Genomic DNA, 25,102 nt, shown 5'->3' on the forward strand with positions numbered 1-25,102 from the left:
GATAGATCCTTTCTAATTACAGTTCGAGGGAAGATATGGTGTTCAAACAGGCGATTTATCCATGTTTAACCCAAATCGATCATTAGAACTTACTTGGATTTTGCTTTTAGAAGAGTGGATTTTGTTTTGGGTTAAAATGCGCGAAACAGGGGGCCATACATGAAGATGGCCATATACTTGACCACATCGGGCCTTGAGCAGGCTGCATCATACGATTTTCTCCCCCAGCCATCACTTTCCTGCCGATTTCCTTGGCGCGTGTGTACATTATTATTATATTTGCAATGTAAACATCTTAACCCCTGACCATGCGCCGCCAGATTGTCATAATGCTGTTGGGGCTCATGACCACTCTGAGCCTCCCTGCTTTCGCCAATATCGAAAGCAGAGAGAATGACCACGCCACCCAACCCTACAAATACATAGGCAAAGAGCTCGACCGCACCCACGGACTGGACTGGTATGACCACGGTGCCCGCCACTACGACCCCGTCACGGGAAGATGGAACGTAATGGATGCCTTGGCGGAGAAATATTACCCATGGTCGCCATACGTGTCGTGTGGGGACGACCCGGTAGATGCAGTTGATATTGATGGAGATAGTATTTTTTATTTCAAACCTATTATTAAACAAAGGGTAACTACAGGCTATATACCATTTTATGTTAAAAAAGCTGATGGCCAATATAAATTTTATTCCAAGAATGGAAAATGCTATACTGGTAAAAACGTTTTTATGGGCCAAGTCTTGAATGCCTTGAAACTTTTATCTTTAACTCCTACAGGGAAAAAACTTATAAACACACTATTAGGGAGAAAAAATATAATCATTAGATATGGAGAAAATGGAACAGAGGGAAATGTCGTAACATGGAATGATGTTATAAACGAGGGCGGCATAAATGAGAATGGTAATATAACCCGTCCTACATATATAGCTTTAGGACACGAATTAGCGCACGCTGTGGACCAGTTATATAAAAAAACAGAATATGGGATTTGGACTAAGGGGCCTAATTCTGAGGACATACCTAACACAGAGAAATATGCCACATATATAGAAAACGAAATTAGAGCAGAAGCAAAGTTGCCTCTGAGAACTCATTATGCAATTATTGGAAATAAAGGGTATGAGCCCACGAGAATTATAGATAAGAAAACTAAAAAGAATTTGTTTTATGGTAATTAGAATTATTATTTTGCTATTGATGTTTGCAGCTAATGCATCAGCACAGAACTGGAAGGAAATCTCGAAAGCGGTCGCTATCGAGCATAAAAAACTATTAGGCGAAGCGGAAAAGTTTATAATGCATAGTAAAGTAGATTATTATAGGAAATTGCGGAATAGAACCCACTTCTATAACATTGAGAGCTTTCATGTCAACCATAATGACACTCTCATAATGATTGAACTCTACCCGTCTACTGGTTATGGCCGCGGCACCATTTGGAAATATTGCAGTAATTATCAGGATGTTTTTGCACGAGACTATGGCAACAGGTTAGTAGAATATTACTATCATAAAGGGAAAATTAGAGCTATGAGAGATTATGAGCAGATGTACTATGATTATGATTTCCGGAAAATGTGCAATGACTGGGATTTCCTGGAATATGAAAAAAAAAGGAAGAAACTCCTTTACGGGGGTGCGGAAGTATGGAGTGTCAGAATAATTACAAAAATAATCATTGACGGCACAAAATATAGGATATTTACACACGAATTGAAGTAAGAAGGCACTCATAGGCAACAGGGCTGACGACAGCCATGCGCGCCGTCCGATACGGACACGCGTTTCGGACGATACGGATGTGCGCACCGTCCGATGCGGATGCTCGTTTCGGACGATGCGCATCAACCAATGACATGGATAGCACGACTGAAGCGACTGAAGGGCACGACTGAAGCGACTGAAGGGCACGACTGAAGCGAATGGTTGGCACGACTGAAGTGACTTGGTGGCACGACTGAAGGGCATGGATAGCGTGACCCGACGCGCTGACTGGCGCAACCAGTGGCATGGCGACACTACCCTACTGGCTGACAATGATGACAGAGGTGGAGACAGATGTGCAGACGGTGTCTGCAGGACCGCTATAGAGAAAAAGGTGCGGAAGGAAGAAGGTGATGATTTTTTTTGCTACCTTTGCAGTAGATTCATTCACGATAAGCCGTAGATAAATCATCAAACTTAGGTTTATGACAAGAACAAGGAAAAGTATACCTATAATAATATACCACACTGCACAATATGCCATGTATGCATATTGCATCTTCGCCTTTCTCTCGCTGGCCATCTCCGTTTGCGGAGAACTCGGCATGCCCATCAGCATGGGCCACATGGTGCTTACCGTAGAGCATTTGTTGCTGCGGCTTACCCCTATTGTCTTATGGGCAATGTTCAGTCTGGCACTACCTGCAGACACAAGACTGCTACGATACTGCAGCAAAGTGGTGACGATATGCTATATGCTCACATTCATCCTGGGGCTATGCTTCAGGTCCAATCTGGTGACAATGACGGAAGACGGACAGACACCCCAGATGGTGACCGTGCTTACCTGGATACAAGGCACAATAGGACTGCTCTCGGTCATCGCATCGCTGATGGCAGGCTGCCATCTGTACAGCAAGTATAAGGGGAACATGCACAAACTGGGCATAGCCCTTGTTATGGTGTTCCTCGTATGGCTGGCAGGCTCTAACATCATCCCGTCGGCTGTGTTCTATCTGGCAGGAAACACGCAGCAGACAGCCATCACCTGCGTAAACATCATCATTGAGGTCAGCAGCACATCGGTGTATATATACGCATACTACATGATGTGCAGGGCGATAAACGACGGAGTGCAAGACACCCCAAGAGACAAGACCATGTAAGATAAAAACAATTACCCACAACCACACGCGACAGATATGATATCCATCCATTGCACCCTCGTAGGTTTCAGACATCACGCATGGCGTGGCACACAGCTCGAAGAGCGACTGGCTCGGGCCATAGGCCAAGAGGTGGTGCTGATGCGCGACCGTGAAAACCACCGCAACCCCGAGGCCGCCATTGCCTGCATAGACAGCGAGGTGGTGGCATATGTCAACAACGACGACTGCCACCGCATAGCCGCCTATCTCGACGCCACGGAGTATGGGCTGCTCTACGGCGTGATAACTGCTGCCGACGCCCACTCCTGCCGGTGTCATGCCGAGATGGAGGTTGACAAGGAGATATACATAGAACCCCTGATGAGCGACGGGCGATATGACGAATGGGATGAAGCCTGGAGCCATATACCCATAGCCCGACTGGGCGACGACGAACTGCGCCAGGACATGCTCCAGCGCCATGTGCTGGCACAGCTGAGCCACCACACGGCGGCGAGCGACAATCTGTGCAGAGACATAGAGCGATATATGCAAGGGATGCGCTATGACCTGAGTGGCGAGGCTTCGCAGACGCGGCGCACCATAGCCGACAGGCTGCTGGCGAGTGGCGACGAGCAGCTGGCAGAGTATGGCCGACGCATGGATGTGGCCATAACCGAGATGGGCAACAACGAGGTGTGTGCAGACATAGCCCACCACATCACCCGCAGACTGGCGCAGAGTGCGGGCGTGGCCGACGCGCTGCGACACATAGGTGGCATAGACCGCCACGAGATGGAGCAGGCGCTGAAGGCTATGCCCCACGGGCTGCACGACGAGTATCGGCTGTCGGTGGCCGACTTTGTGTCGCGCGCCTACTATCTGCAGATACCCCGCCGCATACTGCGCCGTTTTGTCAGTGCCGAGCTGCTGCTGGACCGTCTCGTCCATGCCGATGCCGCCGACGGCGCCAACGAAGAGATAAGACTTGCCGCCATCGAATATATAAGTCGCGCCAACCCATATATCACCCCGGGATGGCTGTCGAGGGCCGATGCGCTCTGGAGCGACATCATCGAGCAGTATGCCCTAAGGCTCACCCGCCTCAACGGCGCCAAGGACACGCTGTTCAACGCACGGTTTATCTGCCAGGTCATGGGCAGGCTCATAGACCTGGGCATCTATGACGATGCGGTGTCGCAAGCCGAATACGGACGACGCATGGCGCTGAACGGAAGAGACATGCGGTCGTCGATAAACCGGGCACTGATAGACGACGAGGAGACCCGCAGAGCCATCGGGATGATGGTAGAAAGATACAGATAGGCAGAGGCCACGAGGGCGATGGCCATGGCTGTCACCACTGTTACACACCTGTTATATTTCATGTACACTATATCGTTGATGGCAAAGTTGGAAGTGCTTAACTTTGCAGTGTCTAATCAAAACTAACAGGTAACATGAAACAGAACAAAAGAAAAAGAAACAAGCTGTGGACAGCGATAGCTGCAACATGGCAGAGATGGAAACGACGACACCGCACGGCAGCCCAAACCATACTGGCAGACGAAGAACTGTGGCTGCAGGCTCTGATGACAGCATCACTGATAGCACTCTACATGAAAAAACACTGAGAAACACACTGACTGAAACACAACAGACAAACTACAGGATAACAATGGAAATTAAACTTACACGAATAGCCCGACGCAAGGACTACACCATAGGTAGGATGGAGATAGACAACGAGTATATCTGCGACACGCTCGAACCCACGTGGCGCGACCTGGCCCACGGCGGTCGCAAGCAGAAGGGAAAGACTGCCATACCCGAAGGGCGGTATGCCCTGGTGGTGACCAAGTCGCCTAAGTTCAAGAAGTGGCTGCCTCTGCTGCTCGGCGTGCCAGGTTTCGATGGTGTGCGCATACACTCTGGCAATACGCCCAAAGACACGCAAGGGTGCATACTGGTGGGACAAAACCGGAAGAAAGGCATGGTGCTCAACTCGCGCATAGCCATGGAAGAGATAATGAAGATACTGGACAGCCGCAAAGCCGGCGAACCGGTCTTCATCACAATCGTGTGAACGCTGCAGGAGCAGCACCACACGCCGGGTGACGACGGCAAGAGGCATGCCCCCTACAACAAAAATAATAAAACAATCTGCCAGCCACTGGAGCGCTGGCAGATTGTTTTGCGTTTATACCCAGAGGGTCGGCAGAAGGATGTCTATGACCGAGACTGCGATGGAGACACCCGGGCAGCCCACAGGGGCACGGAACAGCGGTGCTGCCATAGGAGCAGAGCCCAGGGGCGGGTCATCGCTGGCTGAGCTTGTCTATCATAATGCGGGCAGCATTGTCGGGTGCCACCTCGTCGCCCAACCTGCGCTGCACCTCGGCATAGCCCTCGAGCATGGGGGCGCGGTCGGCTCCGCCAGGGAGTATGCGCTCCAGATGGGCGGCGATGCCTTCGAGGGTAAAGCGGTCGGCAAGCAGCTCGGGCACCACCTCGCTGTCGGCGATGAGATTGACCAGACTGATGAAGCGCACATGGATGATGTGGTTGAACGCAAAGCGGATGAGCCGTGGCACCGGCGTCTTGTAGCACACCACCTGGGGCACGCCGAAGAGTGCCGTCTCGAGGGTGGCGGTGCCGCTGGTGACGAGCGCCGACACAGCATGGGAGAGCAGCGGATAGGTCTCGTTGCGCACCATCGCCACATCGTGACCCTCGAGGAAGGGCGCATAGTAGGCATCGTCTATCGAGGGTGCTCCTGCCAGCACCATCTGGTACTGGCGGGTAAGTCCGCGCCGCTCGAGCAGCCGCTCGGTGGCAGCAATCATCATAGGCAGATTGTCCTTGATTTCCTGTCGACGGCTGCCGGCAAGCAGGGCTATGATGGGGCGGTCGACGAGCTGGTGACGGGTACCGAAATCCTGGCGCGACTCGGTGTAGGATGCCCTGAAGTTGCGCACCTCATCGGCAGTGGGGTTGCCCACATAGTGGATGGGGTAATGATGGCGCACCTCGAAGAACGGCACCTCGAAGGGGAGGATGGAGAAGAGCTCGGAGACATCGCGCTTGATGTTGCGGATGCGCCACTCCTTCCACGCCCATATCTTGGGCGAGATGTAGTAGAACACGGGGATGCGGGTATGGCTGTGCAGATACTGGGCGATATTGAGATTGAAGCCCGGATAATCGACGAGGATGACCACATCGGGCTGCCACTCCACAATGTCGCGCTTACACATGGCCATGTTGCGGAAGATGGTGGGCAGATGCAGCAGCACGGGCACGAAGCCCATGTAGGCCAGTTCGCGGTAATGGCGCACGCGGGTGCCGCCGACTGCCGTCATCAGGTCGCCGCCGAAGAAGCGGAACTGGGCGTCGGCGTCATACCTACAGAGCGACTGCATGAGATGGCTGGCATGCAGGTCGCCGCTGGCTTCGCCTACGATAAGATAGTATTTCATAGTTTCCAGTTGTTGACAGTATCTATCATCTGATAAGCAGTAACATCAATGGTGGTGGGGGTAACAGCCACATAGCCGTGGGCAAGTGCCCACTGGTCGGTGTCCTGGGCATCGGGCTCGGCATTGCGGTAATGGCCCACCATCCAGTAGTAAGGATAGCCGAGAGGATGGCGCTGGGGGGAGACCTCGTTGACCCACTCGCCGAAGGTCATGCGGCAGGCTCGGATGCCTTCAAAGGTCTTGCGGTCGGGGAAATTGACATTGAGGCAGACGCCCTTGGGCAGTCCCTCGGCCAGCACCCGCTCTACCACGCGGCGCACATAGTGGGTGAGGTGAGTCTGCGACGACTGGGGGTTGTAATCGCAGTTGGAGAACGCCACCGAGGGAATGCCCTTGATGCAGCCCTCGACAGCCACTCCCATGGTGCCCGAATAGTGGTTGTTGACGGTGGAGTTGTCGCCATGGTTGATGCCACCGATGACAAGGTCGGGAGTGCGTCCTCCACAGAGCTCATCGACAGCCAGTTTGACACAGTCGACGGGGGTGCCGTTGGTAGACCATACCTCGACTTCACCCATATTGTGGCGGCGCGTCAGGCGCAGGGGGACAGTGGCAGAGAAGGCGCATGAAAAGCCCGAGCGGGCAGAGTCGGGCGCGCAGACGATAATCTCGCCCATATCGCCAATCATCTCGACAAGCGAACAAATACCTACGGCATCGTAGCCGTCATCATTGGATACCAATATCAGTGGTTTATTAATACTCATTATTTTTCGTTATTTTTTCGCTACAAAAGTACGAAAAAAGGGCCAAGAATACGACTATATCATATAAAATATGTATCTTTGCAGTCTAAATAATCGATAGAATTACATAGGAAATGGGAAAAATTATAGCTGTGGCAAACCAGAAAGGCGGTGTAGGTAAAACTACTACTACGATAAACTTGGCCGCCTCGTTGGCAACTTTAGAGAAAACCGTGCTGGTGGTAGATGCCGACCCACAGGCCAACGCTTCGAGCGGACTGGGCGTAGACATCAAGGAGGTGGACTGCTCGCTCTACGAGTGCATCATTGACCATACCGATGTCAAAGAGGCCATCTACACCACCGACATCGACGGTCTCGACATCATACCCAGCCATATCGACCTGGTAGGCGCCGAGGTGGAAATGCTCAAGATAAAGAACAACCGCGAGAAGATGATGAAAGAACTCCTTGCACCCATGCGCGACGAGTACGACTATATACTGATAGACTGCGCGCCTTCGCTGGGACTTATCACCGTCAACTGTCTCACTGCCGCCGACTCGGTTATCATCCCCGTACAGTGCGAATACTTTGCGCTCGAGGGTATCAGCAAGCTGCTCAACACCATCAAGATCATCAAGAGCAAGCTCAACCCGAGACTGGAGATAGAAGGCTTCCTGCTCACGATGTATGACAGCCGTCTGCGTCTGGCCAACCAGATATACGACGAGGTGAAGCGCCACTTCCAGGAGCTGGTCTTCAAGACTGTCATCCAGCGCAACGTGAAGTTGAGCGAAAGCCCGAGCCACGGACTGCCCGTGATCCTCTACGACGCCGAATCGGCTGGTGCCAAGAACCATCTGAACCTGGCCAAGGAAATCATTGACAAAAACATGTAAGACTATGCCTCCACACAAGAAATTCAACATATCGGGCAAAGGCACCGCGCTGGGACGCGGACTCGATGCGCTCATCTCAACCGAAGATGTAAGGACGAGCGGGTCGTCGACCATCAACGAGATTGCCCTCAACCAGATAGAACCCAACCCTAACCAGCCACGCCACGAGTTTGACCAAGAAGCTCTCGACGAACTGGCTACAAGCATACGCGAACTGGGCATCATCCAGCCTATCACGCTGAGACAGGTGGCCGATGACAGGTATCAGATTATTGCTGGCGAGCGCCGTTGGCGTGCCTCCCAGCTGGCTGGGCTTGAAACCATTCCCGCCTACATCCGTACCGTCAACGACGAGAACGTGATGGAGCTGGCTCTGGTCGAGAACCTGCAGCGCCAGGACCTCAACGCCATCGAAATCGCTTTGGCCTACGAGCATCTGCTCGAAGGCAGCGGCATGACTCAGGAACGCATCAGCGAGCGCGTGGGCAAGAGCCGTACTGCCATCACCAACTATCTGCGTCTGCTCAAGCTGCCTGCTCAGGTCCAGATGTCGCTCCAGAAGAAAGAACTCGACATGGGCCACGCCCGCGCTCTGCTGTCGCTCGAGTCGCCTACCCAGCAGATTAAGCTCTTCAAGGACATCATCAAGAACGGTTACTCGGTGCGCAAGGTCGAAGAACTGGTGAAGCGCATCAAGAACGAAGAGCAGATGGACAATGACCAGAGCAACATACAGAAGAACCCGCTCAGCGAGAAGTTGGGCACGCTGTCCAAGCAGCTTTCGGGCGTACTGGCCACCAAGGTCCAGATGACCTGCACCAGTAAGGGCAAAGGCAAGATAAGCATCCCCTTTGCCAACGAGAGCGAGCTGGAGCGTATTCTGCTGATGTTCGACAAACTCAAAGGCTAATCAACGTGAAGTCATACACTAAGTTATATCTCATAATACTGGTGGTTTGCATGGCCATGACTATGCCCCTGGCAACCGCTGCCCAAAGCCGGAAGACCGACTGGGGCACCACTCCCGCGCCGCAGAAGAAGGACACGGTCAAGGTGGTAAAGGGCACAGCCGAGGCGATCAAGGACACGGTCAAGGCTGTCAAGGACGCAGAGACAGTTATCTCTACCAAAGGACTCACCACGCCCGACACTGCGCAGACTGTGCAGGCAGAGACGCCGCTGACCCTCACGCCCGACACGCTGACCCAGAAGAAGAAGAGAGACTGGAGCACGTGGCGCCCAGAGACCAAGCGCGCAATGTGGCTTGCCCTGGTGCTGCCCGGAGCCGGACAGATATACAACCGCAAGTACTGGAAGCTGCCCATCATCTACGGTGGATTTGTAGGCTGTGCCTATGCGCTGCGCTGGAATAACATGATGTACAAGGATTATTCCCAGGCCTACATGGACTTGATGGACAACGACCCCAACACCCAAAGCTACAACAAATTCCTTTATTTGGGCAACCAAATAGATAACAGCAACAAAGAATATTACCAGAAACTGTTCAAGAACCGTAAGGACAGATACCGCAAGTGGCGCGACATGAGTGTCTTCGCCATGGTTGGCGTGTATCTGATATCCGTGGTCGATGCCTACGTTGACGCGTCGCTGTCAGAGTTTGACATATCGAGAGACCTGAGTATGAAGGTAAGTCCCGCAGTCATCAAGGAGCGCAGCGAATGGACAAGCTACAATCCGCTCAACTCGTCGGCAGTGGGGCTGCAGTGCTCGCTGACATTCTGAACTATCTCTGGGAAGACAAAAGACAAACAAGAAAAGATATCTTATTATATAATGAAGAGAATATATGCGATTATGACCGTTTTGGCCCTGTGTGGATGGAATACTACCCAAGCCCAAAACGTGGAAACTGAAATAACGGTAACAGACAAAGGAAAAGAAGAAGTAATCGAACTGCCGCAAGGTATGATCACAGAGGTTGACAGCCTGCTGCATCTGTATAACACCAAGACTTACATGAAGCCGGCGACAGACTGCAATGTGCCCAACGTCAATCCCATATACACCAAGGAGGAGTATATGGAGAGGCTCAAGCGCATCCCGTCGGTGATAGAAATGCCCTACAACGACATCGTCCAGAAATTCATTGACCGCTACAGCAGCCGCTTACGCCGTTCGGTAAGCTATATGCTGGGCGCACAGAATTTCTATATGCCCATTTTTGAACAGGCGTTGGAAACCTACGGACTCCCCCTCGAACTCAAATATCTGCCCGTAATCGAGTCGGCACTTAACCCCAAAGCCGTATCGAGAGTCGGCGCCACAGGTCTGTGGCAGTTTATGCTCAAGACAGGCAAGAACTACGGACTGGAGGTCAACTCGCTGGTCGACGAGCGCCGCGACCCCGTCAAGGCATCCTACGCCGCAGCAAGGTATTTGAGCGACCTGTACAAGATATTCGGCAACTGGAACCTGGTGATTGCCGCCTACAACGCCGGACCTGAAAAAATCAACAAGGCCATTCACCGTGCCAACGGAAAAGCAGATTATTGGGAAATTTATCCCTATCTCCCCCAGGAGACGAGAGGCTATGTACCTGCTTTCATAGCCGCCAACTACATCATGACTTATTACTGCGACCACAATATCTGTCCGATGGAGACCGACCTGCCAGCCAAGACAGACACCGTGATGATAGACCGCGACGTACACTTTGAGCAGATAGCCCATGTGCTCAACATGGACGTGCGCCAGATAGAGGAGCTCAACCCCCAGTATCGCCGCGATATCGTCAACGGCACCTCCAAGCTGTCTGCGTTGAGGTTGCCATCGACCCAAATCACCCAGTTCATCGACAATCAAGACTCCATCTTCGCCTACAACGCCCAGGACCTGCTGTCCAAGCGCGAGGAGGTGAAGGTCAACGACGACGTGCCCACCTACACCAAGTCGAGCAAAAGCAAGAGCCGACGCAAAGGCAGAAGAGGCAGAGGCAGCAGACGCGTGACCATCAAGAACGGCGATACGCTGTCTGAAATTGCACACCGCAACCACACCACGGTAGCCAAGCTCAAGAGGCTCAACAAGATAAGTGGAACCAACATCAGAGCCGGCAAGAAAATCAGAGTCAAGTAAACCCTCGTATATCAACCCTACAACCCTAAGGATATGGAAAGTCAGTTGCCTAAGACCAAAGAAGAACTGGAAGAGCAGATGGTAGACGATGCCTTCCAGCACCTCAAAGATACGTATCTCGCGTCGCGCCACCGCAAGAAAATAGATATTATCAACAAGGCTTTCAACTTCGCCCGCCAAGCCCACAAGGGCGTGAAGCGACTGTCGGGCGAGCCCTATATCCTGCACCCCATCGCTGTGGCGCAGATAGCCTGCGAGGAGATGGGACTGGGCTCGACCAGCATCAGCGCAGCCCTGCTCCACGACGTGGTCGAAGACACCGACTACACCGTCGAGGACATCGAAAACATCTTCGGTGCCAAGATAGCGCAAATCGTTGACGGACTGACCAAAATCAGTGGAGGCATCTTCGGCGACCATGCCTCGGCACAGGCAGAAAACTTCAAGAAACTGCTGCTCACCATGAGCGACGACATAAGGGTCATCCTCATCAAAATCTGCGACCGACTCCACAACATGCGAACCCTCGAGTCGCAGCCCGCCAACAAGCAGTACAAGATAGCAGGCGAGACCCTGTACATCTACGCTCCATTGGCCAACCGCCTGGGTCTCAACAAAATCAAGACCGAGCTCGAGAACCTCAGTTTCAAGTTCGAGCACCCCGAGGAGTACGCCAACATCACCAACAAGCTCAACTTCACCAAGGAGGAGCGCGACAAGCTCTTCGAAGAATTCACCGCCCCCATCAGGCAAGCCCTCGATGCGGCTGGGGTGAAATACAAGATTATCGCCCGCGTCAAGAGCCCATACTCTATATGGAACAAGATGCAGACCAAGCACGTCACCTTCGAAGAAATCTATGACCTCCTTGCCGTACGTATCATCTTCACGCCCAAGGTAAGGGAAGAGGAAATCAACGAGTGTTTCAAGATTTACGTCGCCATAAGCCGCATCTACAAGTCTCACCCCGACCGCCTGCGCGATTGGCTCAACCACCCCAAAGCCAATGGCTATCAGGCTCTGCACGTCACACTGATGAGCAAGCAGGGACGATGGATAGAGGTGCAGATACGCTCCGACCGCATGGACGAGATAGCCGAACAGGGATTTGCCGCCCACTGGAAGTACAAGGAGGGCAACGACAGCCAGGACAGAGATATCCAGGAGGACGAGGTGGAACTCAACAACTGGCTGCGCACCATCAAGGAGATACTCGACGACCCACAGCCCGACGCCATGGACTTCCTTGACGCCATCAAGCTCAACCTCTTTGCCTCAGAGATTTTCGTCTTCACCCCCAAGGGCGAAATCAAGACCATGCCCGCCGGCAGCACCGCCCTCGACTTCGCCTTCCAAATCCATACCTTCCTCGGCAGCCACTGCATCGGCGCCAAAGTCAACCACAAGCTGGTGCCACTGAGCCACAAGCTGCAGAGTGGCGACCAGGTAGAAATCCTCTCGTCCAAGGCACAGCACGTGCAGCCCTCGTGGATTAACTTCTGCTCGTCGGCCAAAGCCAAGGCAAAGATACAGGCCATCCTGCGCCGCGAAAACCGTGAAATCCAGAAGAAGGGAGAGCAGGTTCTGACCGACTGGATGAAGAAGAACGACTTCGAGCTTACCACCTCCAATCTGGACAAGCTCTGCGAGTATCACGACATGCAGAAGCACGACGACCTGTTCCTCGCCATCGGCGAGCGCACCATCCTGCTCGGCGAGAAAGACATAGACAAGCTCAACGAGAAAGACAAGAAGAGCACCTCGACCTCCAGCTGGCGCAAGTACGTGTCGTTCCTCGGCCTCGACAAGAAAAAGAAGAAGGATGAAGACGACACTGTGGAACCCGTCACCGTCAAGGAGGGGTTCAACAAGAAGAAGCCGTGCATTATCAACGAAGAGCACATCGGCAAATACTTCTTCCGCGACTGCTGTCACCCCATTCCCGGCGACGACATCCTGGGGTACATCGACAACAAGAACCATATCGAGATACACAAGCGCAACTGCCCCGTGGCGAGCCGACTCAAGACGAGCTACGGCAACCGCATACTCGACGCCAAGTGGGATATGCACCGGCTAATGTTCTTCGATGCGACCGTCGAAATCAAGGGTATCGACCGCAAGGGTATGATATTCGATGTGGCCAAGGTCATCACCGACGAGCTCGACATCAACATCCACCGCGTCACTGTCACCGCAGACGAGGGCATCTTCGACGGCTCGATAGAGCTTCGCGTCCACGACCGTAGTGATGTCAAACTCATCATGGACCGGCTCAAGAAAGTCGACGGCATACAGGAGGTGATGCGCATCAACTGATACTGCCGCCATGCCTGCCACAGGCGCACGCACAGGATATAGCAAGGTAAGACTCCACATCGGGTCTTACCTTTTTTTGTTGCCCTCCCAGCAGACGGGCATTGCCGCCTGCACGCCAGTCATTATCGCCACAGCCGCGCAGAGCCCATTCACGCTCGCACTGACCACGACGGGTGGCTCGTAACATAAGGCACGTGGGCTCGTGTCGTATGAAACGTGGGCTCGTGCCTTACGTTACGTGTCCTCGTACCTTACGTTACGAGCCAGCAACCATCATCACAGACACGACTATCCATGACCATTATTGCAATGTCTATCATAGCAGATGCCCAGATTGCACTGAGCAGCGCTCTCGCCCTGTTCGGCAGCGAGCCGATACCAGTGGGCAGCCTCGTCGTCGCTCTGGTCTACCCCCAGTCCTTCCTGAAAACAGAAGGCAAGATTGTACTGGCCGCGACCGTCGAAATCAAGAGGATCGACCGCAAGGGTATGAACTTCGATGTGGCCAAGGTCATCACCGACGATCTCGACATCAACATCCAACGCTTCACTGTCACCGCCGACGAGGGCATCTTCGACGGTTCGATAGAGCTTCGCGTCCACGACCGTAGTGATGTCAAACCCATCATGGACCGGATCAAGAAAGTGGATGGTATACAGGAGGTGATGCGCATCAACTGAGACTGCCGACGCGCCAGCCACAGACACGCACACAGGATATAGCAAGGTAAGACTCGCCATCGGGTCTTACCTTTTTATTCGGCAAGCCCCCATAGGCGGAGCCGTAGGGCTGACCTATGGGGGCGAGTACTGTGCAGACGGGGCTGCGGCAGCCATGCCGTCTTATCTCATTGTCTATTACCTTTTACAGCTTTACCACCTTACCCATAAAGAGGATGGCACCCGTGGTGTTCTCGCGGACGGCGTAGATGAAGGGGTGGTCGAAGGAGAGATTGGGCATAGGAGTCATAGCGCCGTCGATGCCAACCCCTGCCGACACACCTGCTGCCTTTGTGCCATTCTCATTTACATGGATGGCCACCTTGTGGGCGATGAGGTCAATGACAGTATTATTATATTCATTAATAATTTTAGGAATTCCAGCCCAGTCAAGTGAGGGCATACCCAAAGATTCCATCGCGCGCATAATGTTCTTCCAACTGGCCTCTGCCGAGAAGCGTGGAAGCCGAATGATAGCCATGCCCTTGGTCATCTGGTTGTGCCATCCCCACCAGTCGGCTTTCTCAATAATATCGTTCAGGTATTCCGACTTCTTGGGCATCACCACCATCATGCTGTAATAGCCCTGTCCGTAAGGCATTTCCACCATCTGCAGCGAGTCGTCTTGATAGTGGTTCACCTCTTCCGTGTTGCACATGGTCATCACGTTGCGTTGGTTGCCATCAAGGCCATAGAATGGAAGGGCTTTGGATTCGGCGGCATTGAAAGGATTGGACCATTTACCGTCAAAATAGTTTGCATTTACTACAATGAATTCTGTTAGATTGTCTATACTCAAAGGGAAACTGGTGATAAGTCCTTTCGTGCTTTCCTTAGCCCATGCGTCAACCCGTTGCTGCATTGCTTTGGGATTGTTGCGAATATCCACCACGCTCAGGTTTGCCTTGTAATACTGATCCATCGTGCTCTTAAACCCAGACCGATAGGTATATTTCTTGTCCAACCAGGCGCTGTTGTTTAGGCCTATCTTGACGTATTGGTCATCTTCGCCCAACTTGTTGAGCATAGCCAGATTCTCCTGGTTCAGACTCTCTATATCGTCATACCCCAAGGCTTCCACTATCTCTTTCGCCGCAACATCGTCAACGCCATTGGCCAGCATCGAGAGCACATACTGCATGCTCATGGGAGCCACGCACACGTTCTCACCCTGCTTCTCTGGGTCGGCCGAGAGCAAGGCCATCAACTTGTTGGCAAACTTGTTGCTCTGCTGTGCAAACTCGGTCTGCTGCACCTGGCTGTATGCCAGCGGTATGGGCTTCAGATCCACATCATTTCCACCGCCGTTTCCCTTGTCGTCGGTGCAACTTGCCATCGACACCAATAGCGCCGAAATGGCAAACATAGAAATCATCTTTCTCATAATCGCTTGATATTTATCAGTTAATATTATTTCTCTAATTTGAAGTATCTCCAGTTTGTGTGATATCCAAGAATATTACCTATCACATAATAGGTATCATCAGCATCCGAACCTAATGGATGGAAACTTAGATTTCATCCGAAATTGCCCTGGCAAGCATAATCTCGTTTGTAAGCCCTGCTTTCTCATACACTACAAGGATACTTGCAGCCGTCTATCACGAACAGGTGCTGCTGCACGATGCCAAGAAGGCCAACAAGGGCAGAAGCAGATAGATTTTTGCTTTCTTTGTCATAATGATGTCATTTTGAGTTTAGTCCAACGTTTCAGGTGTTTGGCTTCCTCCTTTGGGCAGCGTGGTCTGGTATATCGTGATGTGTTAGAGAACTATGGTTATACTAATAGCGTTTGTAGGCTTTTACGGCTGTAAAGATATGAATAATAAGAGAAACCACAAAAAAAAAGCAGAAAAATTCATTCTGTGACGAAAAAAAAGACAAAATGCTGAAACATCATGACTTATAAGGGTAATTGAAATGCTGTGCTTTATCCCAAATCGGTCATTAAGGCTTGCATGGATTTTACTTTAGAAGAGTGGATTTGGGTTGGGTTAAGCCACAGGTCTGATACTCTGATTGCCCATAACCCACCATCTTAATCCTAACAAACCACATAGCAGCAAGTTCCCAAGCAGCGGCAACTCTGAACCGCAGGTCACCGGCGCGGAGCGGAAAGGTAAAGGAGTTGCGATTCCCCAGCCCAGGGTTGCGGGCGAAGCACGCTACCCTGGGTAGCTGACACCACTATTATAGCTACTCTGTAGGAGTTGCGCTTAGCCGTAGGCGTCATGTGTGTCTCGTGCGCTTCGATATTCTCTGGATATACTCGCATAAGAAGATACAAAAAGTCCGCCGTTGGCGGTAAAAAAAGTCCGGCTTGCGCCGGTAGAAAAAGTGATTAGCTTATTTCTTGTCGATATATAACACCTCTTCTTCATTGCTCTCTTCGAAGAACCATACAAGCAGTTGTTTTTTTACCGCCAACGGCGGACTTTTTGAACGGCCAACGGCCGCTTTTTTTACCATGCCGGCTGTTGTCGCCATGCGTCGCATGGCGCTGGGGATGGTGGTGATGACAAGGAGGAAAACTCGTTTTCCAACTGGCGTCACCGCCGTCAACAAAAAGGCGAAGCCGACAACAGCCGCCATGGCTTTTTGTATTTATATCATCCTATATATTATGTCCTGCTGCAGGTAACGCCTACGGCTAATCGCAACTCCGTTTCCTTTCCGCTCCGCACCGGTGACCTTCGGTTCAGAGTTGCCCCCATCTACGACCAGGGCTGGACCCTACACGGTGGTAGCGTCCAGCCCTGGCTGTATCTGTGCGCCCGTAATGGGCGGCTGTGTCATTATAATATAATAAGGTGTACCCTCTCTCGCCGCTCAGACCATTCCTCCGAGCTGGCGCTTCAGCTCCTGCAACTGCGAGCGCACGGAGATGAGCGTCTCGAGCACCTCGCTGCTGCGGTCGGCGCCCCGGCGGTTTTCGTTGAGCATCTTGCGGGCGGCGGCGAGCTTGAAGCCACGCACCTTGACCAGATTGTATATCGTCTTGAGCAACTCCATATCCTCGGCGGTATACTGGCGCACCTTGTTGAGCGCCTGGGTCTTCGGCTTGAGCTGTGGGAACTCCTTCTCCCAGTATCTCAGCGTGCTCTCGTTGACCCCCAACTGCTGGGCCACTTCCTTGATGGAGTAGTACAATTTCAGTTCCTTGTCCTTTTTAAGCATCTTACTTGTAGCTTTTTATTCCAATTTCTTGCAAAAATACTCAAAACTTGGTAACTTTGCAAGTGTTTTCATAAAATGTTGAATATTAAGCATAATAAAAAGCAAAATAAAGATGATGACAGCTAAAGAAATCCGCGACTCGTACAAAAAATTCTTCGAGTCTAAAGGACACGTTATCGTTCCGTCGGCCCCGATGGTAATCAAGGACGACCCTACGCTGATGTTTACCAATGCCGGTATGAACCAGTGGAAAGATATCATACTGGGTACCAAGGACCCCGAGCCACGCCGCCGGGCCGACACGCAGAAGTGTCTGCGCGTAAGCGGCAAGCACAACGACCTCGAGGAGGTTGGCCACGACACCTACCACCACACCATGTTTGAGATGCTGGGCAACTGGAGCTTCGGCGACTACTTCAAGGAGGGTGCCATCGACTATGCGTGGGAGTATCTCGTCGACGTGCTGCATCTCGACCCCAACGACCTCTATGTCACCGTCTTCGAGGGCTCACCCGAAGAGAATATCCCCCGCGACGAAGAGGCTGCCCGTTACTGGCTCAAGCACGTGCCCGCCGACCACATCATCAACGGCAACAAGCACGACAACTTCTGGGAGATGGGCGATACCGGCCCCTGCGGCCCCTGTAGCGAGATTCACGTAGACTCTCGTCCCCTGGACCAGCGTGGCGACGTGCCCGGCCGCGACCTTGTCAACAAGGACGACCCACAGGTCATCGAGATATGGAACATCGTGTTCATGCAGTTCAACCGCAAGGCCGACGGTTCGCTTGAGCCGCTGGCTATGAACGTCATCGATACCGGTATGGGCTTCGAGCGTCTGGTGCGCATGATGCAGGGCAAGCACTCCAACTACGATACCGACATCTTCCAGCCCATCATCAAGGAGGAAGAGCGCATCACCGGCAAGAAATACGGTGAGAGCGAAGAGACCGACGTGGCTATGCGCGTAGTGGCCGACCACCTGCGTGCCGTGGCCTTCTCTATCGCCGACGGTCAGCTGCCGTCCAATGCCAAGGCTGGCTACGTCATCCGCCGCATCCTGCGCCGTGCCATCCGCTATGCCTATACCTTCCTCGGACAGAAAGAGGCATTCATCTACCGTCTGCTGCCCGTGCTCATCCAGGAGATGGGCGACGCCTTCCCCGAGCTGCCCGCACAGCGCGAGCTCATCGCCCGCGTGATGAAGGAAGAGGAAGACTCGTTCCTCCGCACGCTCGAGAAGGGTATCAACATGCTCCAGAACGCCATGGACCAGCTCAAGGCTGAGGGCAAGAACCAGCTCGACGGCGTTCAGGCATTCCGACTCTTCGATACCTATGGTTTCCCCCTCGACCTCACCCAGCTCATCTGTCGTGAACACGGTTTCACCGTCGACGAAGAGCAGTTTGACGCCGAGATGCAGAAGCAGAAAGAGCGCGCCCGCAATGCCGCTGCCGTAGAGAATGGCGACTGGGTCGACGTGGCCGAAGGCAACCAGCAGTTTGTGGGTTACGACTACACCGAATACGAATGTCACATCCTGCGCTACCGCAAGGTGACTCAGAAGAAGAACACCTTCTACGAGCTGGTGCTCGACTATACACCCTTCTATGGTGAGATGGGTGGCCAGGTGGGCGACACCGGCGTGCTGGTAAGCGAGGACGAGACTGTAGAGGTAATCGACACCAAGCGCGAGAACAACCAGTCTATCCACATCGTCAAGGCTCTCCCCAAGAATATCAACGCACAGTTTATGGCATGTGTCGACACCGACAAACGTGCCGGCAGTGCTGCCAACCATACCGCTACCCACCTGCTCGACTATGCGCTCAAGCAGGTACTGGGCGACCACGTAGAGCAGAAGGGCTCGTATGTCAGTGCCAATACGCTGCGTTTCGACTTCTCTCACTTCCAGAAGGTTACTGATGACGAACTGCGTCAGGTTGAGCGTCTTGTCAACGACATGATACGCCAGGACATCCCTCTCGACGAGCATCGCGACACCCCCATGGAGGAAGCCAAGGAACTGGGAGCCATCGCCCTCTTCGGCGAGAAGTATGGCGACCGCGTACGCGTGGTCCGTTTCGGTCCCTCATGCGAGTTCTGTGGTGGTATCCACGCCCAGAGCACCGGCCGCATCGGTATGTTCAAGATTGTCAGCGAAAGCTCGGTAGCCGCCGGCATCCGCCGTATCGAGGCACTTACTGGCAAGACTTGTGAAGAGGCTTACTACGCTCTCGAAGACAGCATGCGCCAGATTAAGGCTCTCTTCAACAATGCCAAAGACCTGCAGGGCGTCATCGCCAAATATATCGAGGAGCACGACGCCATGAAGAAGGACATCGAGGCATTCCGTGCCCAGGCTGTAGAGCGCATGGCGAAGACTCTGGTAGAGAAGGCCAGCGTCGTCAATGGTGTCAACGTCATCAAGGCGGTCATCCCCTTCGAGCCATCGGCAGCCAAGGATCTGGTGTTCAAGATCCGCGAGGCTCTGCCCGAAAATCTGCTCTGCGTCATCGGCTCTACCGCCAACGAGAAGCCTATGCTCTCTGTGATGCTGAGCGACGACATGGTGAGCAGCCATGACCTCAACGCCGGCAAGATGGTACGCGAAGCCGCCCGCCTCATCCAGGGTGGTGGCGGTGGTCAGCCCCACTACGCCCAGGCTGGTGGCAAGAACCTCGACGGTATCTCTGCCGCTGTAGACAAGGTTATCGAGTTGGCCAATCTGTAAGCAGACATCTCCTGAGTACATATAACGCAAGTGGCAGCCCATTCCGGCTGCCACTTTTTTTGTTACTCCGTTTGTCAAAGCCAAATCGGTCATTAGGGCTTGCTTGGTTTTTGCTCTTGCTTGACTACATCGGGACGCGGCAGGCTTCAGCATATTATTTTCGCCCCCAGCCATCACTTTTCCCCCGATTTCCTTTGCGCGTGTGTACATTATTATTATATTTGCAATGTAAACATCTTAACCCCTGACCATTCGCCGCCTGATTGTCATAATGCTGTTGGGGCTCATGACCACTCTGAGCCTCCCTGCTTTCGCCATTGCCGGAAGCAGAGAGAGTGACCACGCTACCCAACCCTACAAATACATTACTCTTATGGAAAAGGAAAAAGACTGGGTGCCCACTTTACCCGACCAATAAATAAAATTCTTAATCTCAAAAGTAGATAATATGTATAGGCTTATAACTTTTATACTTTTATGCGCGAATATATGCATCGCAGATATATTTGCCGCTACTGTAAAGGAGTGTGAAGTGGACAGTATGTACAACGACACGCTCATCGTAGGCAAGAAAGTGATATGCGGGCAAAAAATCTATCCACAAAGAGATGATGTCATAACTGCGTGCTTGGCACACGAAAAAAGATTATACCTTGTAGGGAAGTTGAAAGACACTCTTCTCGTCATCACCGATGACCCCGCTCTCTTTTCTAATGATGCATTCTGCGATGTCAACTTCAAGCATTTCAAGTCCCCATACTATAAATGTATCAAGAAAAAGCAGGGGAAGACACGGTATGTACATGTAGTCAACGAAACAGACACTTTGATATTCAAGAAAAACGACAGCAAGTCCAGCTACAGTTTGCAAAGAGGAATATCAAAAGGTCTTTCCATATCATGCACATTTACTGATTTGCCAGACCACGTTTCCCTTCTGGAGGAGTTTTTCAGCCAGCCGTTCAAAATCGACTCTGATAAAATATCCCATGTCATTATACGCCCCCTCAAAAATGACGAACGCATTTGGTACTCAAAATACGACATTCCCATGAATAGTTCAAAAAGCCTATTCCATGAAATTGTCTTAGATAAAGATCAAAACGAGATAATAGATATAAATCCATATATAACAACCTTCAAATAGTATTCATTATGAGATACTCATTTTTATTAATCACACTATTGGTTGCTGGTATCAGCAATTTGTGGGGATTCACGCCACACCCGCCATGTGAAAAAGACACTCTCCTGCTTGCACAAGGCCCTTATCTTTCAGGAGATACTATTTGCTATCATTCCAAAATAGGGGTGCGTATCTTTCCGAAGTACGACTCCTTTGAATATGCAGTTCTGGCACGTTCGTTGGGATTATACCTTGTTGGTATTGTGAAAGATACAATGGTTGTCATCACCGACAATCGCAAATACTTCTATAACAACTCGCTGCAGAATTTAACGACGAAAGAATTGAAGAAACGCTATAGAAGCAAGTTCAAGATATACATGGAAGAAACGAGTGGCCCCGCAAATTATGCAATACTAACCAATAAGACAGACACATTGATTTTCGGCCGCTATATGGATGATGGAGTGTTCAGCCTAACCACTGGAAGCGTAGAGGGAAAATTCTGTGACACGGACAATCTGCAGGCTGGTGTTTATTGTGCCAATATTGCTTCGGAATTAGGTTTTGTATGGGATGACAAATACCCAGTAAAACACATGGTTATAATGTGTGCCGGAACCGACGAGGGGAATACGTGGTATGATAAATATGAGATAGGACACAGACGGTATATAGATAAATTTCTAGGAGCATCCACTCCCCTATTCTATAATACTATCTTTTTGAACCTGGATCATGACAGCAGTGGAAAATCCTTTGTCAAGCGCATTAGAATAAGTTGGTTTCGCAGGGAGGAGAGTCTCTATAAAGATTATGACTTCCATGACGCGGATGAGTAGCTTTGTCCTCGTGCAGGCTACATCATACGATTTTCTCCCCCAGCCATCACTTTCCCCCGATTTCCTTTGCGCGTGTGTACATTATTATTATATTTGCAATGTAAACATCTTAACCCCTGACCATTCGCCGCCTGATTGTCATAATGCTGTTGGGGCTCATGACCACTCTGAGCCTCCCTGCTTTCGCCATTGCCGGAAGCAGAGAGAGTGACCACGCTACCCAACCCTACAAATACATTACTCTTATGGAAAAGGAAAAAGACTGGGTGCCCACTTTACCCGACCAATAAATAAAATTCTTAATCTCAAAAGTAGATAATATGTATAGGCTTATAACTTTTATACTTTTATGCGCGAATATATGCATCGCAGATATATTTGCCGCTACTGTAAAGGAGTGTGAAGTGGACAGTATGTACAACGACACGCTCATCGTAGGCAAGAAAGTGATATGCGGACAAAAAATCTATCCACAAAGAGATGATGTCATAACTGCGTGCTTGGCACACGAAAGAAGATTATACCTTGTAGGGAAGTTGAAAGACACTCTTCTCGTCATCACCGATGCCCCTGCTCTTTTTTCTAATGATGCATTCTGCGATGTCAACTTCAAGCATTTCAAGAGCCCATACTATAAATGTATCAAGAAAAAGCAGGGGAAGACACGGTATGTACATGTAGTCAACAAAACAGACACTTTGATATTCAAGAAAAACGACAACAAGTCCAGCTACAGTTTGCAAAGAGGAATATCAAATGGTCGTTGCTTATCATGCACATTTATTTATTTTCCAAGCAACGTTTCCAAGCTGATGTATTTTTTCAGCCTGTCGTTCAAAATCGACTTTGATAAAATATCCCATGTCATTATACGCCCCCTCAAAAATGACGAACGCATTTGGTACTCAAAATACGACATTCCCATGAATAGTTCAAAAAGTCTATTCCATGAAATTGTCTTAGATAAAGATCAAAACGAAATAATAAATGAAGATATATATATGACAACTTTCAAATAGTATTCATTATGAGATACTCATTTTTATTAATCACACTATTGGTTGCTGGTATCAGCAATTTGTGGGGATTCACGCCACACCCGCCATGTGAAAAAGACACTCTCCTGTTTTCACAAGGCCCTTATTATTCATGCGATACTATGTGCTATCATTCCAAAATAGGGGTGCGTATCTTTCCGAAATACGACTCCTTTGAATATGCAGTTCTGGCACGTTCGTTGGGATTGTACCTTGTTGGTATTGTGAAAGATACTATGGTTGTCGTCACCGACAATCGCAAATACTACTATAACAACTCGCTGCAGAATTTAACGACGAAAGAATTGAAGAAACGCTATAAAAGCAAGTTCAAGATAGACATACAAGATAGGTATGACCGAGCAGATTATGCCATACTAACCAATAAGACAGACACATTGATTTTCGACCGCTCTGGGGAAGATGAACTGTTCGACCTACTCGCAGGAAGCGTAGAGGGAAAGTTCTGTGACACGGACGATCTGCAGGCTGGTGTATATTGTGCCAATATTGCTTCGGAGTTAGGTTTTGTATGGGATGACAAATACCCAGTAAAACACATGCTTATAATGCGTGCCGGAACCGAAGGGAATACGTGGTATACTAAATATGAGATAGGACACAGACCGTTTTTAGATAAAGAAGCATTCATTCCCCTATTCTATGATACTATTTTGTTGAACCTGGATCATGACAGCAGTGGAAAATCCTTTGTCAAGCGCATTGGAATAAATTGGTGTAACTGGGAGTAGAGTCTCTATAAAGATTATGATTTCCATGACGCGGATGAGTAGCTTTGGCCTCGGGCAGGCAGTATCATACGTTTTTCTTCCCCAGCCATCACTTTTCCCCCGATTTCCTTTGCGCGTGTGTACATTATTATTATATTTGCAATGTAAACATCTTAACCCCAGTCCATGCGCCGCCAGATTGTCATAATGCTGTTGGGGCTCATGACCATACTGAGCCTCTCTGCTTTCGCCATTGCCGGAAGCAGAGAGAGTAATCACGCTACCCAACCCTACAAATACATAGGCAAAGAGCTTGCCCGCCCCCATGGCCTCGACTGGTACGACCACGGTGCCCGCCACTACGCCCCCGTGACGGGACGATGGAACGCAGTGGATGCCTTGGCGGAGAAAGACTACGCATGGTCGCACGATGAGCGTGCATCATACGCAGATGGTTCACTCTCAGAAAAAATGGGAGGACTACCTGTTCTTATCGTGGGGCATGACGGATATACACGAGGATTTATTTATAATGATAGAGAAATAGAATTGGTTAGGAATGGAGCGCAAATCTATTAAGTGGAAGAGTAAGAATATGTCTAAAAGGCCTTTGAGAGTTTTATTGACTTTGCTTTTTGCATTTGTGATGATGCTATTGGTTGGTTGTAAACCTACTTTGGTAGAATTTAAGCATATTTGCGGAGATGGCATAGAGCTAACTGAAATAAAACAGAACGACTCGATTATTAGTATCATAAATGACTATATAAAACGGCACCCTAAATACGATACCATTGTCTTGAGTCGTCCCATCTTGCTGTCTCGGAATGATAGTATTGTGTTGAAGGGTCTCATCTTAGGGCCAGGGTACCGTCCTCTTTATGGGCGACGAGAAAAATTGGATACACTATGGTTACATGGGAAATGTGTGATATGCTTTGACTCCATCAGCGATAGAGACCTGTACTATAAAGAAGGCTTTGAAGAGTACAAGAAAAAATACAAAAATGTACAAGATATTTATATACAAAGCAATGGATATGTCGTTGATGGTGAACTTTATAATTATATTTTCCGGTCTATCTATATAGACAGAAAGGATGATAAGTTAATAGTAAATACAAGGCCAGACACCCTGTTCTTACCAATATTTGAGAAATCAAATAATAGATTCACCTGTCCTAACCCAAGTTTCGTACCATAGAATTATTTTAACCCAAATCGGTCATTAGGCCGTTTGGGGTCAAAGGTATCTTCGGCTCTTAGGGCAGCGCCTTGCCATTGTCCCAGGGGCCGTACCTTGTGTCCATTGTGCCTTGCGCTGTT

Annotated in this window: 25 protein-coding genes; 19 read left to right on the forward strand and 6 right to left on the reverse strand. The window is 50.6% G+C overall.

Annotation, left to right across the window (positions count from 1 at the left end):
* The first annotated feature begins 344 nt into the window (after positions 1-344).
* From CIK95_RS13230 to CIK95_RS11540, 6 genes are all read left to right on the forward strand, one after another.
* Positions 345-1,190, forward strand: a complete 846-nt coding sequence (locus tag CIK95_RS13230) for a M91 family zinc metallopeptidase (protein ID WP_254046468.1) — start codon at positions 345-347, stop codon at positions 1,188-1,190.
* A 214-nt stretch (positions 1,191-1,404) separates the two neighbouring features.
* On the forward strand, positions 1,405-1,734 hold the full coding sequence (locus CIK95_RS12950; protein WP_144007819.1) for a hypothetical protein: 330 nt from the start codon (positions 1,405-1,407) through the stop codon (positions 1,732-1,734).
* Positions 1,735-2,258: 524 nt separating this feature from the next.
* The gene (locus CIK95_RS11530) at positions 2,259-2,882 is read left to right on the forward strand and encodes a hypothetical protein (protein WP_094467062.1); all 624 of its coding nucleotides are present in this window, start codon (positions 2,259-2,261) and stop codon (positions 2,880-2,882) included.
* A gap of 36 nt (positions 2,883-2,918) precedes the next feature.
* Positions 2,919-4,190 carry a hypothetical protein gene (locus CIK95_RS11535; protein ID WP_094467063.1) on the forward strand — a complete coding sequence of 424 codons (1,272 nt, stop codon included), beginning with the start codon at positions 2,919-2,921 and terminating at the stop codon, positions 4,188-4,190.
* A 134-nt stretch (positions 4,191-4,324) separates the two neighbouring features.
* Positions 4,325-4,498, forward strand: a complete 174-nt coding sequence (locus CIK95_RS13235) for a hypothetical protein (RefSeq protein ID WP_022310901.1) — start codon at positions 4,325-4,327, stop codon at positions 4,496-4,498.
* 44 nt (positions 4,499-4,542) lie between these two features.
* A complete protein-coding gene (locus CIK95_RS11540; RefSeq protein WP_022310900.1) occupies positions 4,543-4,950 on the forward strand; it encodes a DUF5675 family protein in 408 nt (135 codons plus the stop codon).
* 232 nt (positions 4,951-5,182) lie between these two features.
* Here the strand turns inward: CIK95_RS11540 and lpxB are convergent, their stop codons facing one another.
* Complete coding sequence (gene lpxB / locus CIK95_RS11545; RefSeq protein ID WP_094467064.1) at positions 5,183-6,343, reverse strand: lipid-A-disaccharide synthase; 1,161 nt, start codon at positions 6,341-6,343, stop codon at positions 5,183-5,185.
* Positions 6,340-7,110 carry a 5'/3'-nucleotidase SurE gene (surE, locus tag CIK95_RS11550; RefSeq protein ID WP_173849878.1) on the reverse strand — a complete coding sequence of 257 codons (771 nt, stop codon included), beginning with the start codon at positions 7,108-7,110 and terminating at the stop codon, positions 6,340-6,342. The genes lpxB and surE overlap by 4 nt, the downstream gene beginning before the upstream one ends.
* A 113-nt stretch (positions 7,111-7,223) precedes the next feature.
* Between surE and CIK95_RS11555 the strand changes: the two genes are divergently transcribed.
* The 5 genes from CIK95_RS11555 (at position 7,224) to CIK95_RS11575 (ending at position 13,409) form a co-directional block, all read left to right on the forward strand.
* Positions 7,224-7,991 (forward strand): ParA family protein, encoded by a 768-nt coding sequence (locus CIK95_RS11555; RefSeq protein ID WP_022310897.1) that lies wholly within the window; start codon positions 7,224-7,226, stop codon positions 7,989-7,991.
* Between the two features lie 4 nt (positions 7,992-7,995).
* The gene (locus CIK95_RS11560) at positions 7,996-8,901 is read left to right on the forward strand and encodes a ParB/RepB/Spo0J family partition protein (RefSeq protein WP_022310896.1); all 906 of its coding nucleotides are present in this window, start codon (positions 7,996-7,998) and stop codon (positions 8,899-8,901) included.
* Positions 8,902-8,963: 62 nt separating this feature from the next.
* Positions 8,964-9,737, forward strand: coding sequence for a DUF5683 domain-containing protein (locus tag CIK95_RS11565; RefSeq protein WP_254046469.1), 774 nt, complete (start codon positions 8,964-8,966; stop codon positions 9,735-9,737).
* Positions 9,738-9,788: 51 nt separating this feature from the next.
* The gene (locus CIK95_RS11570; protein ID WP_094384611.1) at positions 9,789-11,090 is read left to right on the forward strand and encodes a lytic transglycosylase domain-containing protein; all 1,302 of its coding nucleotides are present in this window, start codon (positions 9,789-9,791) and stop codon (positions 11,088-11,090) included.
* 33 nt (positions 11,091-11,123) lie between these two features.
* On the forward strand, positions 11,124-13,409 hold the full coding sequence (locus CIK95_RS11575; protein WP_094467066.1) for a bifunctional (p)ppGpp synthetase/guanosine-3',5'-bis(diphosphate) 3'-pyrophosphohydrolase: 2,286 nt from the start codon (positions 11,124-11,126) through the stop codon (positions 13,407-13,409).
* Between the two features lie 288 nt (positions 13,410-13,697).
* Here CIK95_RS11575 and CIK95_RS13585 read toward each other — a convergent pair whose 3' ends face one another.
* Entirely contained in the window at positions 13,698-13,826 is a 129-nt protein-coding gene (locus CIK95_RS13585; RefSeq protein ID WP_256387376.1) for a hypothetical protein, read from the reverse strand.
* On the opposite strand from CIK95_RS13585, the gene CIK95_RS13590 reads away from it, so the two are divergent.
* Positions 13,791-14,090, forward strand: a complete 300-nt coding sequence (locus tag CIK95_RS13590) for an ACT domain-containing protein (RefSeq protein ID WP_256387377.1) — start codon at positions 13,791-13,793, stop codon at positions 14,088-14,090. The genes CIK95_RS13585 and CIK95_RS13590 overlap by 36 nt on opposite strands.
* A 184-nt stretch (positions 14,091-14,274) precedes the next feature.
* On the opposite strand, the gene CIK95_RS11585 is transcribed toward CIK95_RS13590, so the two are convergent.
* From CIK95_RS11585 to CIK95_RS11595, 3 genes are all read right to left on the reverse strand, one after another.
* On the reverse strand, positions 14,275-15,513 hold the full coding sequence (locus tag CIK95_RS11585) for a serpin family protein (protein ID WP_094467068.1): 1,239 nt from the start codon (positions 15,511-15,513) through the stop codon (positions 14,275-14,277).
* A gap of 962 nt (positions 15,514-16,475) precedes the next feature.
* Positions 16,476-16,721: a hypothetical protein gene (locus tag CIK95_RS11590; RefSeq protein WP_094467069.1), complete on the reverse strand. Its 246-nt coding sequence runs from the start codon at positions 16,719-16,721 to the stop codon at positions 16,476-16,478.
* Positions 16,722-16,958: 237 nt separating this feature from the next.
* Entirely contained in the window at positions 16,959-17,306 is a 348-nt protein-coding gene (locus CIK95_RS11595; RefSeq protein ID WP_022310239.1) for a MerR family transcriptional regulator, read from the reverse strand.
* 112 nt (positions 17,307-17,418) lie between these two features.
* On the opposite strand from CIK95_RS11595, the gene alaS reads away from it, so the two are divergent.
* From alaS to CIK95_RS11630, 7 genes are all read left to right on the forward strand, one after another.
* The gene (gene alaS / locus CIK95_RS11600; RefSeq protein ID WP_094467070.1) at positions 17,419-20,040 is read left to right on the forward strand and encodes an alanine--tRNA ligase; all 2,622 of its coding nucleotides are present in this window, start codon (positions 17,419-17,421) and stop codon (positions 20,038-20,040) included.
* A gap of 541 nt (positions 20,041-20,581) precedes the next feature.
* Entirely contained in the window at positions 20,582-21,187 is a 606-nt protein-coding gene (locus tag CIK95_RS11605; RefSeq protein ID WP_094467071.1) for a hypothetical protein, read from the forward strand.
* Positions 21,188-21,195: 8 nt separating this feature from the next.
* Positions 21,196-22,008, forward strand: a complete 813-nt coding sequence (locus CIK95_RS11610; RefSeq protein ID WP_144007822.1) for a hypothetical protein — start codon at positions 21,196-21,198, stop codon at positions 22,006-22,008.
* 413 nt (positions 22,009-22,421) lie between these two features.
* The gene (locus tag CIK95_RS11615) at positions 22,422-23,027 is read left to right on the forward strand and encodes a hypothetical protein (protein ID WP_094384599.1); all 606 of its coding nucleotides are present in this window, start codon (positions 22,422-22,424) and stop codon (positions 23,025-23,027) included.
* A gap of 8 nt (positions 23,028-23,035) precedes the next feature.
* Positions 23,036-23,797, forward strand: a complete 762-nt coding sequence (locus CIK95_RS11620) for a hypothetical protein (protein ID WP_022311239.1) — start codon at positions 23,036-23,038, stop codon at positions 23,795-23,797.
* Positions 23,798-23,998: 201 nt separating this feature from the next.
* Positions 23,999-24,355 (forward strand): hypothetical protein, encoded by a 357-nt coding sequence (locus tag CIK95_RS11625; protein ID WP_144007823.1) that lies wholly within the window; start codon positions 23,999-24,001, stop codon positions 24,353-24,355.
* A 16-nt stretch (positions 24,356-24,371) separates the two neighbouring features.
* Positions 24,372-24,980 carry a hypothetical protein gene (locus CIK95_RS11630; protein ID WP_144007824.1) on the forward strand — a complete coding sequence of 203 codons (609 nt, stop codon included), beginning with the start codon at positions 24,372-24,374 and terminating at the stop codon, positions 24,978-24,980.
* Positions 24,981-25,102 lie beyond the last annotated feature (122 nt).

The sequence above is a fragment of the Prevotella sp. P5-108 genome (genome assembly GCF_002251385.1).
GTDB lineage: Bacteria > Bacteroidota > Bacteroidia > Bacteroidales > Bacteroidaceae > Prevotella.

What these genes read in the sequence shown, in the direction of transcription:
- CIK95_RS13230 (WP_254046468.1), top strand. Translation starts at nt 345, where the DNA reads ATGACCACTCTGAGCCTCCCTGCTTTCGCCAATATCGAAAGCAGAGAG.
- CIK95_RS12950 (WP_144007819.1), top strand. Translation starts at nt 1,405, where the DNA reads ATGATTGAACTCTACCCGTCTACTGGTTATGGCCGCGGCACCATTTGG.
- CIK95_RS11530 (WP_094467062.1), top strand. Translation starts at nt 2,259, where the DNA reads ATGTATGCATATTGCATCTTCGCCTTTCTCTCGCTGGCCATCTCCGTT.
- CIK95_RS11535 (WP_094467063.1), top strand. Translation starts at nt 2,919, where the DNA reads ATGATATCCATCCATTGCACCCTCGTAGGTTTCAGACATCACGCATGG.
- CIK95_RS13235 (WP_022310901.1), top strand. Translation starts at nt 4,325, where the DNA reads ATGAAACAGAACAAAAGAAAAAGAAACAAGCTGTGGACAGCGATAGCT.
- CIK95_RS11540 (WP_022310900.1), top strand. Translation starts at nt 4,543, where the DNA reads ATGGAAATTAAACTTACACGAATAGCCCGACGCAAGGACTACACCATA.
- lpxB (WP_094467064.1), bottom strand. Translation starts at nt 6,343, where the DNA reads ATGAAATACTATCTTATCGTAGGCGAAGCCAGCGGCGACCTGCATGCC.
- surE (WP_173849878.1), bottom strand. Translation starts at nt 7,110, where the DNA reads ATGAGTATTAATAAACCACTGATATTGGTATCCAATGATGACGGCTAC.
- CIK95_RS11555 (WP_022310897.1), top strand. Translation starts at nt 7,224, where the DNA reads ATGGGAAAAATTATAGCTGTGGCAAACCAGAAAGGCGGTGTAGGTAAA.
- CIK95_RS11560 (WP_022310896.1), top strand. Translation starts at nt 7,996, where the DNA reads ATGCCTCCACACAAGAAATTCAACATATCGGGCAAAGGCACCGCGCTG.
- CIK95_RS11565 (WP_254046469.1), top strand. Translation starts at nt 8,964, where the DNA reads ATGCCCCTGGCAACCGCTGCCCAAAGCCGGAAGACCGACTGGGGCACC.
- CIK95_RS11570 (WP_094384611.1), top strand. Translation starts at nt 9,789, where the DNA reads ATGAAGAGAATATATGCGATTATGACCGTTTTGGCCCTGTGTGGATGG.
- CIK95_RS11575 (WP_094467066.1), top strand. Translation starts at nt 11,124, where the DNA reads ATGGAAAGTCAGTTGCCTAAGACCAAAGAAGAACTGGAAGAGCAGATG.
- CIK95_RS11585 (WP_094467068.1), bottom strand. Translation starts at nt 15,513, where the DNA reads ATGAGAAAGATGATTTCTATGTTTGCCATTTCGGCGCTATTGGTGTCG.
- CIK95_RS11590 (WP_094467069.1), bottom strand. Translation starts at nt 16,721, where the DNA reads ATGGCGGCTGTTGTCGGCTTCGCCTTTTTGTTGACGGCGGTGACGCCA.
- CIK95_RS11595 (WP_022310239.1), bottom strand. Translation starts at nt 17,306, where the DNA reads ATGCTTAAAAAGGACAAGGAACTGAAATTGTACTACTCCATCAAGGAA.
- alaS (WP_094467070.1), top strand. Translation starts at nt 17,419, where the DNA reads ATGATGACAGCTAAAGAAATCCGCGACTCGTACAAAAAATTCTTCGAG.
- CIK95_RS11605 (WP_094467071.1), top strand. Translation starts at nt 20,582, where the DNA reads ATGTACAACGACACGCTCATCGTAGGCAAGAAAGTGATATGCGGGCAA.
- CIK95_RS11610 (WP_144007822.1), top strand. Translation starts at nt 21,196, where the DNA reads ATGAGATACTCATTTTTATTAATCACACTATTGGTTGCTGGTATCAGC.
- CIK95_RS11615 (WP_094384599.1), top strand. Translation starts at nt 22,422, where the DNA reads ATGTACAACGACACGCTCATCGTAGGCAAGAAAGTGATATGCGGACAA.
- CIK95_RS11620 (WP_022311239.1), top strand. Translation starts at nt 23,036, where the DNA reads ATGAGATACTCATTTTTATTAATCACACTATTGGTTGCTGGTATCAGC.
- CIK95_RS11625 (WP_144007823.1), top strand. Translation starts at nt 23,999, where the DNA reads ATGACCATACTGAGCCTCTCTGCTTTCGCCATTGCCGGAAGCAGAGAG.
- CIK95_RS11630 (WP_144007824.1), top strand. Translation starts at nt 24,372, where the DNA reads ATGTCTAAAAGGCCTTTGAGAGTTTTATTGACTTTGCTTTTTGCATTT.